Genomic DNA, 13665 nt, shown 5'->3' with positions numbered 1-13665 from the left:
TTAATTGCTGAAACACCGACTGGTAATTTACTGAAAATTCATAAAATTAATGATGAGTTTAAAGGAATCAGTTATGATGACCAAGAATTTAGAACGCTCTCCGCTTCCTCTAGAGGATACAAAGAAAATGTTTTCTTTGCAATTGACAATAGAACAGTTGGCGTACTAAACAATACTAAAGAATCTCTAGCTGCTCTCAATGCTCTAAAAACGGCAGGGCTATTTAATGGTAGCAGCAGTACGCTACCCTGTAAGATACAAAGTAATTTTACTAGCTGTATCGTCACAGTAGACGTTGCTACCGTCCAGTATCCAGAAATATGGGTGAAAGAAAGCTCATTAAATACCGCCATCGATCTTCAGCAAAACTTCAGCCAAAAAGAGCGGCAGCAAATTCATAGCCAAATCCACAACATCATTACAGAACGTCCTACAATACTCTTCCAAAGCCAAGAAGATAAAATGCTTGGTTTAGTAGGTTTAGCTGTTGACAGTCGTAAAGTTGACACAGTTAGTAATTGGTTGACTAAAGTAGGTATTGAATACTCTCAAATTCCACCAGTAGAAGCTAAAAGAGAAATCAAAAAAGGCTTGGCAGTATTCATGCTCTCTGGTAGCACCATTCGTCCAGAAATCCTGGAAAACCTTAACACTAAATTTGGCAAAGTAGCAGATGCAACAACGCCTATATCAGATATTCCTATTACAGAGCAATCTATCCTATTTTACAATCCCCATCAGAGTTACACAGATAGTAATACCAATACTACCATTCAAACAGAAGCTTATGGATTAGTCGTACCTGCTCAAGACAGTATTGTAGTTAGCAGCTGGTTGTCTTCTCAAGGCATAAAAATTCAATCTTTTATTGAAAATAACTGTATTACGTTTGTTATAGATCGAAATAAATTTAATGATGAAGTCATTCAACAAAAAATTGGCTCTAAATTGGGAGAAGCAATTGACGTTAGTACTGTAGAAGGCTACGAGCAGTACGAGCAAAAACTAAACTTACTGAATGAAAACCTCAGTCAGTTTGATAGTCTCATGTCTCAAGCTAATACATCAACGAAAAGCGAATATCAGCAAATTATCGATCGCCTGCCTACAAGACCTAAAGAATTGCTCGGACAACTGGAATTCACCATCGCAGTTGCCACGCCAGCAGCACCTCAACAGCCTACTGGCATATCATCCGATAGTAATAATCCGGTTGCAATCCAAGCTACAGATGCCAGCTTTACTGATACACAGCGAGAGCCAATCACTGCTTCTACAGGACAGCCAACAGCAGAACAGAATTCTCAACTTAGCATTCGAGAGATTGTTGCCTATGGCAACCAAACTGCCACTCGCGCTACTAGTCCCCAAATACCAGAAAATCCAATAATCTCTGGAAAGCCAGTCCCGATGGTATATGACCTTCACACCTACGATGAACCCAAAACCCTACCCGTTAATACGACTATCGATGCCATGCGGGGATATGGCAGAGTGCATACCACTAGAGGTATTGATTATGAAAAAGCATACGGTATCAAAGAAGGTGATATTGCTATTGCTATAGGTAAAGATGGACGGCAAGTTGCATTCCGCGTTGGCAAGCAGTACGAGATCTCAACCGAAGCGATCGCCGATTCAACCTACCAGCAAGCCTGGGCAGCCTGGGAAAAACATTCAGTCAAGGAACTCACCCAAACTCAAGCTAGTAAGGGAAAAATCTACGGTCTATTTATGGAACCACTGGGCGATTACATTGACGGCAAAATCGTCCCATTTCCAGCGTTACAGCAAACCGATCGAGCCAATGCTCCACCAACACTGCGATCGCAAGTACATCCTGGCATCAACATTAACTCTGGCAGCCAAGACCCTTTAGGTGCAGCTCTGACAAATCCCACAGTCAAATCGAAAGCCAAAGGACGCATCCAAGGTGACTACCCTGTTTCCTTCCGAGATAATCCGGCAGTGAAAGCTGGTACTTACGGACCTGAAACCTACAGTCAAGACAAACCAGCTGGCGTTCCTTTTGCCTCTGCCGAACAAGCGTACCAACACTACAAAACAGCACTACCACTAGGCGAAGAACGGATCGAACTGATGGCAGAAATTATTCAAGCCAAACTCTCTCAACACCCCAAACTTTATCAAGCGATCGCCTCACGTGGCGGAGTCCAGTGGTTGGAAAATTGCACCCACTACGTCACTGCCACGCACGACAGCTATTGGGAAGGTCGAGGCGATCGGTCTCCTTTTCTACGCGCTCTGATGATAGGATACACGCAAACTTGCGAAACTGCCCTTTCCACGCCAGCTACCACTGCTCCTGACTCCAACGCGCTCCTATCTTCCGAATCGAGCCTAGCTGGAATGCAGAGCGTATTAAGCTGGAACGGGTCTGGCAGCGAAAATCTTGCCGTCATCACTGACAGAAGAAGTATTGATAATTGGCTGAAGGCAGCCGCAATTCTCGGCAAGTCTCCTCCATACATCCAACGCATTGAGGCAGTAAAAGCAAAATGGGAAGCAACTGGAAGGTTGAGTGACAAGGCTCACTCGACAATGCAAGATGACATAGCAACGCTTTACATGGCAAACGAATTAGCTTATCGTGCTGAAAAAATTGCCAAAACTCTTGGTACTTGCCTGCCAAATAACTCCCTGCAAGTGACTGGCAAACAATACGACGTACTGCTTGACAGTCAAAAACAAAATTTGTCAATTTCAGATAAGAATGGCAATAAAATTCTCGATATTCAAGATGGTAAAATTTACCAACAACGATTGACACCAGAAATTACAGAGTATTTCAGAATAGCAGAAGCACAAATCGATTCTGCCCTCAAAAACGTTCAAAAAAATATTTTAGAGCCATAAAAATATCATGAGCGAAACTACTCCAGTTCTTAGTTCCGAGCTAGCCTTTACCACTCTCTGTTCTCGTCTAAATCTGCCATACGAACAAGTGGCATTAATTATTTCTAAAATAGCATCAGATGTTTCACCAAACTATGAAAGCGTCGAAAGCCTCGATCGCCGCACTCAAGAAAATGCGATCGCAGACCTAACGCTCTATATCCAAAATATTAGTACCAAAGTAGAACTGCTGGAAATAAAGTTAGCAGAACGAGAGAGCTTTTCCGGTAAGGAACGACGCTACGAGCGCACAGACAACCAAACGCTTGAAGTAGAAGCTAACAAAGATAAATCTGACGCGAATGACAGCAACAGCAATACTACAATAGCGCTACAAGAGCGTTTGGCAAGCAGTCAACCCACCAACACTACACTAGAACAGCAACAAGAACCGTTTGCAGATTTTCTTCGTTTAGCCTTCCGTCGATTTGTCTCCAAAGATAAACAAAAACAAGTAACAACAGTCGTAGCAGCACCCGACAACAGCCAGTCAGCAGAAAAGACAATTGATATTCCTACTAATTCAGCAGACATTCAAGCAGAAGAAATAGAAAAGTTTAGAGCTTTGACGATAGCTGAAGCACAAAAAAGAGCTTTAGAATCAAAAAGATCGCAGCCAGAAATAGGAGATTGACGCTTCTAATGCCCCGAATCAATAATAATTTCTAAATCATGTTAATGCTATCGACAAGATTGTCAGATTAAGTCAAATCAATCCGAATACTATGCCAACGATCGAAGCTAAAACAACTGAAGCCACCCTGATACTAGTTGGTAATGGAGTACGAGGACAAACCAGTATAGCAGTAGCAACGTAATAACATGCAGCAATCTGCAACAGCAAGAGCGCGTGTGCGGCAATAACTAGCAATACCCCAAACAGCAACCAACAGACAAAATTTTCTAACTTGGTTAAGAAAATATCGAGATTATTTGCAGAATCTTTCGCTGACATGGGTTGCAAGGCTCACTTGAATTATTACCACATTACATCCAATTAGGCTTGCAGGGGAATCCTTCAGTAGGAATGCTGGTGTATCAAGTATTTCTCAATACCATAGCTATCATCGGAGTTTTGCCTAAACGGGATGCAAAATACAGTACCTCCACTCAAAGCACAAGCCACTTGTAAGTTAGCTTGATGCACTTCTGCAATCGACTCGATCGCTCGCAACCCCATTCTCAAGCCTTGCCTACCAATAGATACCACTGGTTCGATCAAAAACCGAAGCTGTTCTTCACCGATCCCCACACCCGTATCTTCTACGTGCAATACCAGGTCTCGTTCTAAATTGTAAAGCGATAGAAGAATGCAACCTCTATTAGTATATTTAATTGCGTTGTGTACGAGGTTAAAAGCCATCCGCCAAATCAAAGTTGGCTCTGCCCAAATCCTAGTGCCGCTAACAAACTCGTTGGCAAATTCTACTTTCAGTTCTAATTCTTTTGTTTGTGCTAAGGGCTGCGTTTGCTTGGCAACCGAAGTCATCACTTCTTTGATATCAACTAATTCAACTTTTTGATAGTCGCACTCTAATGCAGATAAGTATGCCTGTGAAGATAGAGAACCTACAAAATTTAACAATGCATTATTATTTTCAATTACACTGTCAACTACAGAAGAAATATCTACCAACGAACAACCATATAAACCTTGATTCAAATGCTTGAGAACTCGATTAACGGCTACTAAAGGGTTAGACATATCGTGACCGATTCTACCAAAGAATTCATCACGGTGGCGAATGTCTTGCAGCTTATCTTGCACGAACTGATTGAATCGAAACAATAAATCGATTCTTAATTTTAGCTCGCCTTGATTCAGTGGATATAAAATAAAGCTATCGATATCGCTCTGGGTGGGATTAATAGCTTTTAAGTCTTGTGGATGGCATACTAGTAAAACAGGTATACGTTCTGTAAATAGCTTTCTCACAGTATCGATTGCAAAACAAATATCTTCCTCAAAGCTAGAATCTACTACTAATAAACCAGTGAAGCTATGACGGTAAAGATATAAAAATTTGTATACAGTACTAAATTCTACAACGTTATAATTTTCTGATAAGATATCCGCCAACTCATTGCTACTATCTTCGCCCCTGAACAAAGCTATATTTTCCATTACTACAAAGCTATATTTTCTATTACTACTTTTTGAAATCGACGAGAGACGACTATAAAGGAAATACTGCCAATCGAGCTGCTCAATTGCGTTTGGGCGAGTAAACTGCTGATGCTCGTCCAACCAGCACAGATCGTCTCCAATTGCTAGGATTTAGCTTGGCTAGTAACAGTGCTTTTTACCATGCACGCTTAACTGGGCTGGTACTCGATCGATCGATTCTTACCGCACTACTTATAGGTACGCTTCACTAACGCCCATCTGTTTCAGCTCGGTGGCATTCTGCTAGTATGAGCAGCCCAGAAGGTTTGCTGCGTTCGTTCTCCCAAGCGTAGCCTAGTCTAAGGGCGAGTTGTTCTGTTCCTTCAACACCCATAATTCGTATGCGAAATTATCAATTTGTAATTTCTTTAACTGATTTACCGCTAGCGGTTTCTTGCCTGACATCCGACCTCACTCCTCCAAGTGCGCTACTTAATGTAATAGGCGCATCATTCACATCCATCAAGATCGTATTTGCTCGCTCAGTAGTATGTCAGCAGTGCGATCGCTGAAAAATCTAGCGGCGCTGAATGTCAGTAGTTTTTCCGATTGATTGCAACATTCGCTAGCCACAAAAGAGATAGACGATTGCTCGATCTACGATTTCCACCGATCGCTGCAAAAACCTACGTAAAGGAATGATTAGGAGATCGGTAATTTTATTATAGCTATGATAAAAATTTATACCTTTAGATAGATGCTTGTTATAACTGTGTATGGTCACGGAGTGGTTAAGTACGTATGACGAGCATAGCAACGCAAACAATAAAAATAGTGCTGGTAGAAGATCATAAGATTACGAGGTTTGGAATTAGCACATTGCTATCCACCAAAGCCGATCTTCAGGTCTGTGGAGAAGCAGCAACGGCAGCAGAAGGACTAAATCTGGTTGAATTATACCAACCCGATATTGCGATTATCGACATTAATCTACCAGACAAGAATGGTTTAGAACTTACTGAAGAAATTAAGTATAAATACAGTAAGATTAAAGTCATTATTTTATCGGGCGAAACTCACAAAGAGATCGTCAAATCTGCTTTTGGTAATGGCGCTGACTCTTACTGTTCAAAACTAGCAGAAGACGAAAAGTTGTTGGAAGCCGTATACACAACTTACAAGGGAGAATCGTGGGTAGATTCTAAGATTAGCAAGCCAATAGTAGAAGAATTTAGATCGAACAGAAAAGAAGTCGTTCAATTTAGCGAACAAAATTTTTATCAATATATGCTGCGTCCGGATCGACTGACAGCAAAAGAACTCGAAGTACTACAACTGATCTGCGCGGGCATGTCCAATGAAGAAATTGCTACTAATCTATGTATATCTCCTGGAACGGTACGCACTCACACGCACAAAATCTTTCAAAAACTCAATGTCAATAGTCGAACGCAAGCTATGCGCGTGGCTATAGAACGAGGTTTGGTCGATACGGAAACCATAGCTAAAATTAGACGAAAATACAACAAAGAATAGTAAAGAGCATCAAACTCAAGCTCTCGATAGTAATAAGCAAGCAATACTATTTGTTGCAATTGTCTCCATAAATAAAAACTTGAGCAGTAAAGTTTGGGAATAGCGATCGCGTGTATTCCGCTACTAATGGGATACAATGCTTTAGAAGTTATGATAAGTATCGCAATTGACATTCAGGACGCATGATAGGAGAATTTGGTGCTGGTAGCGCAGTCATTGCTCATCAACACCAATCTCTCGCACTATTCACACAAAAATAATAACTGTAATTAATTTTGGATGGATATCACGCACTTTCCTTTCAGCTCTTTCACTTGCTTTTTGCAAAAAGATATTGCATCTGCATTGATCTTTTGAAGAACTTTAGCTTGCTTACCATCCGCCGATCTCGCCCATTGTAGCAAAGCTTTATCTTGAGAGTTTAAGTTGCTAGGAGCAACAAATTTAACGATTGTATTGGCAGATATAAAAGTACCAATAACAGTTCCTAGAGCCAATACACCCCCTAAAGTTGCAAACAAATATAGTGAGTGCAGCATGGGCGAACTAGCAAAATGAGTCGTAGAGGATTTATTGAGCAGATCCTTAACAGATTCTAAGAGTGCTTTTTTCTGCTGCACTACTGCGCTACGAAAGATCTGCGATAATTTAGTGTCAATAGTTTCCGTCCAAGTGCTAACTATTGTTCCCAAAGATTCTGGAATTTTGTCGATGCGACTATCGATTTTTGCTAGAGTTGCCATCGTCACGATCAACGGGTCGCGAGGATTAATGCCCGATTGCAAAATCAGTTGAGTAATTTTCTCTTTTTCTTCAGCCGAGAATTCCGCTAATACTTTATCAATCGCAGCCACATTCATCTACATATCTCCTTTAAAAACTACTCTCGCTAGCAGTAGAACTATAATTCTTCCAATTCAGACCTAAATAATCCCTTGCTTTCAGAGCGTGAGCGAACTGCTGAAGAAAGCTTTCCATCCAACTAAATAGAAGATGGCGATAAAAAGTATTAATCTTTAAATCGCTGATGATTTGAGAGTACGGTAGTCCGCAATCCTCGCATTGCTGGTAGACAAAGAGCGATAAATTGGCTAGGTCGATCTCTATAGCACCTAAAGCCTCAATCGCGCTACGAGTTTCACTTGAATCGTAATAGGGAAAACAAGTATCAAAATGATGGTTCTTAATCACAATATAATCGACGTTATCTCTACAAAAATTACATAATTCTTGCAAGTATTCCACGCAGTCACGCCGATGAGATATTGGATGAATGGCTGTCATTCTATAACCCAGCGATGCTAATGTATCAAATAGTAGAAATTCCTCTACAAAGAACTTAAAAGCAGATAAATGTTGTCCTGGCAGGTCTGTCACAACCACAGCTAAATCTGGTAGCGATTCGAGATCTATTAAAAGATTATCTGCACCGCCTCTCGATAGCTGTAATTCTTCAATGCCTAAATTCTCTATTTTTTGATATGCTACTAATTTGTTACGATTGCCGTTATAATATGCCCTTACAGAGATTTGCTTCTCCAACAATAAATCTAGTAGCAATCGTGCTACTGTTGATTTGCCTACTCTAGCATCCCCAGCAGTTACTAATAATCTCTTCCTCAACATTTATTCTAAACCAAGGATTGTGGCAGCTTTTAAAGCGTTCTTTTCAAACTCAGCTAGCCACGATTTAACTCGCAACCTGATTGCTAAATTTGCTTTGGCGTGTTCGTAAACTCCTGTAAATGGCAAACTGTGTTCGTCAAGAAAATCATAGGTTTTATGAAACAGATCGGGCATAACTATTTCTTGACACATGACTTTATCTTTCATTTGCTTCCTCAGTTTTGATTCGTCGTAGCGTTCAAACTTATCTTCCGCTCCGTAAAATAGGTTTTTGACCACTAAGTAATCAACGCGATCGCCACAATATTCGTAGAGTAGTTTTAAAATACTTACAGAATCTTTAACTCGGCTAATTACGGAAACCATAGTTATTTGATAACCGCAGTCTTTTAGAGAATCAAATATATTTAGCTCTCGCTCAAATGTTTCAAAAAAGCTGCCAGACTGGGCTGGTAAGTCCAATAAAGCAATAGGCGGTTGCTGCTCGTCCAAGTTTACTAATAAAACATCTGCTTCACCACGATTGAATATATCAAGACATCTTACAGTATCTTTTCCGTAATATCGCTCTAACTGAGGATTGCGTTTATCAGCATCATAAGCTAACAACCTAATTTTTTTATTGACATATACCTGTAATAGCCCTCTAGAGAACGTACTCTTTCCTACGCCTCCTTTGTCACCAGTTACTATTACTAAGCGCTTTTGGTTTGCTTTTTGCAATTCTGGGTTTGTATTTTCTACATTGGAATCATTACTAGCTTCGTTAGATATGTGTTCTGTAGACATTGCTGTACTTTCTCTTCTTTTAGTCATAAATATTTAATGAATACAATAAAGCTACTCTTAGCTCCAATGCAAGCGATTTTACTCTTCTTCCATTTGTTCGGTAATACTCAATTAAAAGTAGTTAACAAGTTAAGGTGTATTAACGATAGCTTCGAGTGGCTGGCACTCATAAGCCTTTTACTGAAAAATTGTTGCGAGCGTTATTTCTCAATATTCCTACACTTGACTCATCTTACTTTCAAATATCTTTTAATAAAAACAGATAAATTTCTTAAATCTTCTCAGTCTTTTATCTTATTTCTTCTCAACGACAATGCTTTGTATGATTTAGATAACCATACTTAATTTGATGAGTAGTTTGACTAAATCTAAAAATGAATGAAATGATAGTTACTTAAAGTAACTATTTACTCCCCAGGTATCTAAGGATTTATCTTTATAATTTGCTGGTTTAATTTGCAAGGTTTCTGCGAATCTTCTCAGGGTTTGGAACAATTTTGACAGCATCTTGCCTTTGTCCTGTTTTGCTAACAATTTCAGCTTGCAGGAGGTATTCTTGTTCTAGCAAGTCATCCAACACTTGTTGGAGTAGCCGATTGTTACAACTCGAATTAGCATCTAAAATTCCTGGCAATGCAGGACTATCTATTCAGTGAATTTCTGCAAAATCTCTTTTCAAGATTCGCCTTTGCAGTCAAATTTCATAGAGCATCTTCAATAACTGTAATCCTGCTTGCTTCTAGGAATACTTCAAACTTTTATTTAACTTCTCAATTAATGCTTCTAAATCCTCTTGCGTTGAGCAACAGCAGAGCTTACGTAATGCCTGCCATTGGAAACGATTCAACTTAGGTTCACTTTCAGGGTTGTTTTCCCAGTGACGAAGGGTTCTCTCAGTTATGTCCAAAGCGTTAGCAACGTCTCTTTGGCTAAGACTATAATGCTGCCTGAACAAGAATAGCCAAGATGTTTTATGATTCTGAGCTGGCAATCCTTTCTGCTTCACGATCAGCACTATGTAACACCTTAAGCGAAAACCACTACCGCTAATATAGCATCAGAAACATAAATTCTGAAAAATTTGCCGGAAATGATTGACGCTTCCGACTAAATAATTTACGATTAACACCAGGAAAAATTTTCCGGTAGCTTAGGGTGATGTCTGGTACCAGCAGACCTTCACCAACCACCGGTGGTCCCGACCGTACGCTTTACCAAGGGAGGTCAAGACGCGATGCTTGTTCTAGTATTGTGCCGCTTTAGCGTGCATATTGTCAATAATATTGTCCAAGGACAGCTAAACTACTTTTCTGGACAGGGGTGGAATAACACCTATAAAAGCTTCGTAGAGGTTCCAGGATGGGTGTGGTATTTCTGTCTGGACTTTGGAAAGAATTTGATTAAAGCGATTGCCGCTTTTGAGGCGAAGACAGCAGTAAAGTTTTGGCGCATGAATAGTTCCTGGCCAATCCGCCTTTCAACCAATACTTGCTTATTCAACTCGAAAAGCCCAAGTATGAATTACGCAGAAATTCCAAATGCTTTTTCAGAGTTAGTCAAATTAGCTTTCTAGAATTTTCAAGCCGAGACAAGCACTAGCACTTACCTTGTCTGTGAGAGAAAGCTTTCGTAATTTGCTTGCCTACAGCCGAGTGCAACAAGAATTTAGCAGAGTGCGATCGCACTCTAGTTGTCTCGACTCCTAAACCAGAGAATCAAGATGATCGACGAACACGATATTAACAAGAAGCCGAGAATTAACACCTCCCCGATACCAAACCAACGGCAGCAAAGAGAACGAACCCGTAGCCGTTGGATGATGCTACAGATCGATACTTTTAAAAATTTGGTCAAGAGCGATCGCAGCAAAAACTTTTTTGACGTATGCATCTGGTTCAGTACTTGGCAACCAATAGTTATGGAAGCCAGATCGATCCCACGGCAACTGTCATTTGTCGCGCCCCAATTCATCAACAGTCTAGTGAAAGTGGTAGAGGAGGAAATTTAATGGTCGCTTCCGGTTCAAACCCGCTCTATCCATTTCCCCAGCTCGAGCGGCAACAAGCAGAACGGCAACTGAGGTACTTAAACTATCAACCTGGCGGGAACGTCAACCTGCGCTTCTTCTACCACTCCGACGACCCGCGCAAGCTCAATGACAAGGGAAGAAAACTTAACCGACTGCAATGGAAAGAAATAGAAATTTACCAACGCTCTGGACGCGGCGTGTATGTCGTTGTCAACGGCACTGGTGGCGGTCACGAAGACAAGGAGATTCAACAGTGCGTTGCCATTTTCTGCGAATGGGACGACCGCCCAGTAGAAGAACAAATGCTGTATTGGGAAACAGTCGGATTTCTGGAGCCAACATTCACTGTCTACAGCGGTGACAAATCAGCCCAGCCTTACTGGGTGTTTGAGAAGCCAATTACTGTAGAGCAGTGGCGGGAGTTGCAGCTGTTGCTCATTGAAGTGATGGCAGCTGACTCCAGCAATAAGAACCCTTCACGGGTATTCCGACTAGCTGGAGGGTGGCACGTCAAGCCGGGACGAGAGCCAGTGCGAACAGAAATTGTCCAGGACTCCTGCAAAAAATACTCTTATGAGCAAGTACGCCACGAACTGCTCAAACTGCATCAACAGCAGCAACCAGTGAATGCTGTTGAGCAAAAGGTATTACTATCACTAGCGCAACAGAACCCAAACACTTCTATCACCGCTGCACCAAGATACAAACGCTACGAGGACATTCAGGTTCCTGTCCCTGAATCAGTGCCTCTGGAAGTTTGTCTTTCCAAGGAGTCCCGCTGCTTGCTTGAGTCTGGAGTCAGTGAAGGAGGACGCAACAGCAATGGAGCCAAATTAGCCCGTGACTTAATTGGTACTGCCAATTACCTCCGATCGAGCGGTCAAAGTTTTGACGGCGACCCCAGGCTACTGCTGGAAAATTATGCCAATCGTTGTTCTCCACCCCTGCCGTCTAGGGAAGTAGAAACAATTTGGCAGTCAGCCGAAAAAGACAATCCTACTCCTAGCTGTACGCCCGAAGGAGTAGACGCTTGTATCAGGGGGTGGTACTGGAAGCATCGCGTCAAACCACAGCAAGAATCTACTGGGAAAAATAGCAACTATGCCGCTGGTCGTGGCTTCGGCTACAGCAACAATAGCAACGCTGGCAACAAACCACCCGTCGCTACAGTATCTCTGTGCGATCGCATTCGAGAAATTCTCAACCGCTGCGACAGCGAATCTGTTACTGCCACTGCTTTGATGGAGCTAGCTAGTGCCACAGGTCGCACCTACAACGAGATCGATCGGCTCGCTAGGATAATTCGCGCTGAGGGAGAACTAGCAGAGGAAGTCATCGAAGCGGTTGAATCCTTTCAAGGAATACTCAAGAGCTGCCGCAAACGACTGGACATCCGGCTGTACTTAGACAAGACATTATCCGACCCACTGATGGCAAAAGCAGAAGCCATGCCCACTGCACCAGAGTATCTATTTAATACGGTACTTCCTTCTAGTGCCTCGCGCATTGGTACGGCAGCCAGAATTATTGTCAATCCCCAAGGTGGTTACGTCCAACCTTGTATTTTCTGGACGGCTAATATCGCCCACTCCGGTCAAGCCAAGACTCCTCCGCAGCAGGTAATCCTCAAACCGCTAGAGGAAATGGAAGCAGCAGCCAAAGAAAACCACGATCGCCTTCTGGAAGACTACGAGGCAACCAAAGACAGTGATGCCAAAGTCCCAGTGCGACAACGGCGGCTGCTCAACAATGTCACCACTTCCACCAAAATTCGCATTCATGACGAGAATCCACGCGGCTTGCTGGAATATATCGACGAATTGGTAGCCGACTACCAACGCTTGAACCAGTACAAGAGCGGTAAGGGCGACGACCTGCAACTAGAGCTATCGTTTTGGAATGGCTCTGGCGGTAACTTCGACCGTCACGACGCGCGACTGTTCTTGAAGCGCGTTGCTTTGAGCAAGACGGGGACTTATCAATGGGATACACTAGCGCGGTTAATGGGAGCTGACGAAGTTAACTTTATTGCTAGCGGCTACTCGTCTCGGTTTCTCTACTGCTCGATTGTGGATGCCCCAGCTAGATTTCTCGATCTTTTGTCAACTCCAAATTCAGCTGCCGACGAGTTAAAGGAAAAGTTGTCTTGGCTGTACGCTCAGTTAGAACAACTACCTGAAACTGATTACTTTCTTTCCCATGAAGCTAAAGTCTTGTTTCAGGGCTGGAACCATACTTTGGTAAACGCCGAGATGGAAGAAAAGCATTTCGGTCTGTCGCTAGTCTACGCCAAAATCGAGTCCTACACGGCTCGACTCGCCTTATGGTTGCACGTTGTCAACGCCGTACTGCGTGGCGAAAAGCCCCCGCTTGCGATCGACGGTCGGACAATGCAACATGCAATTGAAATTGCCTCTTTCTATCTCGACCAGCACAAGCTGATCCATGCCCATAACGCCCCTACCCGCCAACCAGAAGGCATTTTTCTTAAAGTCCAAACTCAAGCGGAGAAGGTTTTGAAAAAGTGCGGTAAGGGTGTCAGTGCTTCGTTTCTCAAAAGCCGGATCAATGCTCTTAAAGGCTGGGCAGTGGAAAAAATTCGCGCTTGCATCTTCAAAGCTTTAGCAGCCTCCGGTCACGGACGAATCGAAGGTGAGGGCAG

12 protein-coding genes and 1 pseudogene are annotated in these 13665 nt (G+C 42.3%); 6 read left to right on the top strand and 7 right to left on the bottom strand.

Going from position 1 to position 13665, the window contains the following annotated elements; translation table 11 throughout:
* A pseudogene (locus tag H6G17_RS30415) lies at positions 1-2877 on the top strand (hypothetical protein); the annotation flags it as partial.
* Between the two features lie 7 nt (positions 2878-2884).
* Positions 2885-3550, top strand: a complete 666-nt coding sequence (locus H6G17_RS30410) for a hypothetical protein (protein WP_192162243.1) — start codon at positions 2885-2887, stop codon at positions 3548-3550.
* Between the two features lie 72 nt (positions 3551-3622).
* Here H6G17_RS30410 and H6G17_RS30405 read toward each other — a convergent pair whose 3' ends face one another.
* The 3 genes from H6G17_RS30405 to H6G17_RS34400 all read right to left on the bottom strand — a co-directional run bounded on the left by H6G17_RS30405 (position 3623) and on the right by H6G17_RS34400 (position 5417).
* Positions 3623-3871 (bottom strand): hypothetical protein, encoded by a 249-nt coding sequence (locus H6G17_RS30405; protein ID WP_192162242.1) that lies wholly within the window; start codon positions 3869-3871, stop codon positions 3623-3625.
* A gap of 63 nt (positions 3872-3934) precedes the next feature.
* Positions 3935-5041, bottom strand: a complete 1107-nt coding sequence (locus tag H6G17_RS30400) for a HAMP domain-containing sensor histidine kinase (RefSeq protein ID WP_192162241.1) — start codon at positions 5039-5041, stop codon at positions 3935-3937.
* A gap of 250 nt (positions 5042-5291) precedes the next feature.
* The gene (locus H6G17_RS34400) at positions 5292-5417 is read right to left on the bottom strand and encodes a hypothetical protein (protein WP_277876132.1); all 126 of its coding nucleotides are present in this window, start codon (positions 5415-5417) and stop codon (positions 5292-5294) included.
* A 407-nt stretch (positions 5418-5824) separates the two neighbouring features.
* On the opposite strand from H6G17_RS34400, the gene H6G17_RS30395 reads away from it, so the two are divergent.
* Positions 5825-6559 (top strand): response regulator transcription factor, encoded by a 735-nt coding sequence (locus H6G17_RS30395; protein WP_192162240.1) that lies wholly within the window; start codon positions 5825-5827, stop codon positions 6557-6559.
* Positions 6560-6828: 269 nt separating this feature from the next.
* Here the strand turns inward: H6G17_RS30395 and H6G17_RS30390 are convergent, their stop codons facing one another.
* From H6G17_RS30390 to H6G17_RS30375, 4 genes are all read right to left on the bottom strand, one after another.
* Positions 6829-7419: a DUF6753 family protein gene (locus tag H6G17_RS30390; protein WP_192162239.1), complete on the bottom strand. Its 591-nt coding sequence runs from the start codon at positions 7417-7419 to the stop codon at positions 6829-6831.
* Between the two features lie 13 nt (positions 7420-7432).
* On the bottom strand, positions 7433-8185 hold the full coding sequence (locus tag H6G17_RS30385; protein WP_192162238.1) for a hypothetical protein: 753 nt from the start codon (positions 8183-8185) through the stop codon (positions 7433-7435).
* A complete protein-coding gene (locus H6G17_RS30380) occupies positions 8186-8974 on the bottom strand; it encodes a chromosome partitioning protein ParA (RefSeq protein ID WP_242038687.1) in 789 nt (262 codons plus the stop codon).
* Between the two features lie 451 nt (positions 8975-9425).
* Positions 9426-9608 carry a hypothetical protein gene (locus tag H6G17_RS30375; protein WP_192162236.1) on the bottom strand — a complete coding sequence of 61 codons (183 nt, stop codon included), beginning with the start codon at positions 9606-9608 and terminating at the stop codon, positions 9426-9428.
* 600 nt (positions 9609-10208) lie between these two features.
* On the opposite strand from H6G17_RS30375, the gene H6G17_RS30365 reads away from it, so the two are divergent.
* The 3 genes from H6G17_RS30365 to H6G17_RS30355 form a co-directional block, all read left to right on the top strand.
* Entirely contained in the window at positions 10209-10547 is a 339-nt protein-coding gene (locus H6G17_RS30365; RefSeq protein WP_192162234.1) for a hypothetical protein, read from the top strand.
* 147 nt (positions 10548-10694) lie between these two features.
* Positions 10695-10982, top strand: a complete 288-nt coding sequence (locus H6G17_RS30360; RefSeq protein WP_192162233.1) for a hypothetical protein — start codon at positions 10695-10697, stop codon at positions 10980-10982.
* The coding region (locus H6G17_RS30355) for a DUF3987 domain-containing protein (protein ID WP_192162232.1) at positions 10982-13665 on the top strand (2684 nt) is incomplete at its 3' end. The genes H6G17_RS30360 and H6G17_RS30355, both read left to right, overlap by 1 nt.

It is taken from the genome of Chroococcidiopsis sp. [FACHB-1243], assembly GCF_014696895.1.
In the GTDB taxonomy this organism is placed as follows: domain Bacteria; phylum Cyanobacteriota; class Cyanobacteriia; order Cyanobacteriales; family Chroococcidiopsidaceae; genus Chroococcidiopsis.
Note: the sequence above shows the minus strand (reverse complement) of the source record. Positions and strands in the feature narration are given on the sequence as shown.

What these genes read in the sequence shown, in the direction of transcription:
- H6G17_RS30410 (WP_192162243.1), top strand. Translation starts at nt 2,885, where the DNA reads ATGAGCGAAACTACTCCAGTTCTTAGTTCCGAGCTAGCCTTTACCACT.
- H6G17_RS30405 (WP_192162242.1), bottom strand. Translation starts at nt 3,871, where the DNA reads ATGTCAGCGAAAGATTCTGCAAATAATCTCGATATTTTCTTAACCAAG.
- H6G17_RS30400 (WP_192162241.1), bottom strand. Translation starts at nt 5,041, where the DNA reads ATGGAAAATATAGCTTTGTTCAGGGGCGAAGATAGTAGCAATGAGTTG.
- H6G17_RS34400 (WP_277876132.1), bottom strand. Translation starts at nt 5,417, where the DNA reads ATGGGTGTTGAAGGAACAGAACAACTCGCCCTTAGACTAGGCTACGCT.
- H6G17_RS30395 (WP_192162240.1), top strand. Translation starts at nt 5,825, where the DNA reads ATGACGAGCATAGCAACGCAAACAATAAAAATAGTGCTGGTAGAAGAT.
- H6G17_RS30390 (WP_192162239.1), bottom strand. Translation starts at nt 7,419, where the DNA reads ATGAATGTGGCTGCGATTGATAAAGTATTAGCGGAATTCTCGGCTGAA.
- H6G17_RS30385 (WP_192162238.1), bottom strand. Translation starts at nt 8,185, where the DNA reads ATGTTGAGGAAGAGATTATTAGTAACTGCTGGGGATGCTAGAGTAGGC.
- H6G17_RS30380 (WP_242038687.1), bottom strand. Translation starts at nt 8,974, where the DNA reads ATGTCTACAGAACACATATCTAACGAAGCTAGTAATGATTCCAATGTA.
- H6G17_RS30365 (WP_192162234.1), top strand. Translation starts at nt 10,209, where the DNA reads ATGCTTGTTCTAGTATTGTGCCGCTTTAGCGTGCATATTGTCAATAAT.
- H6G17_RS30360 (WP_192162233.1), top strand. Translation starts at nt 10,695, where the DNA reads ATGATCGACGAACACGATATTAACAAGAAGCCGAGAATTAACACCTCC.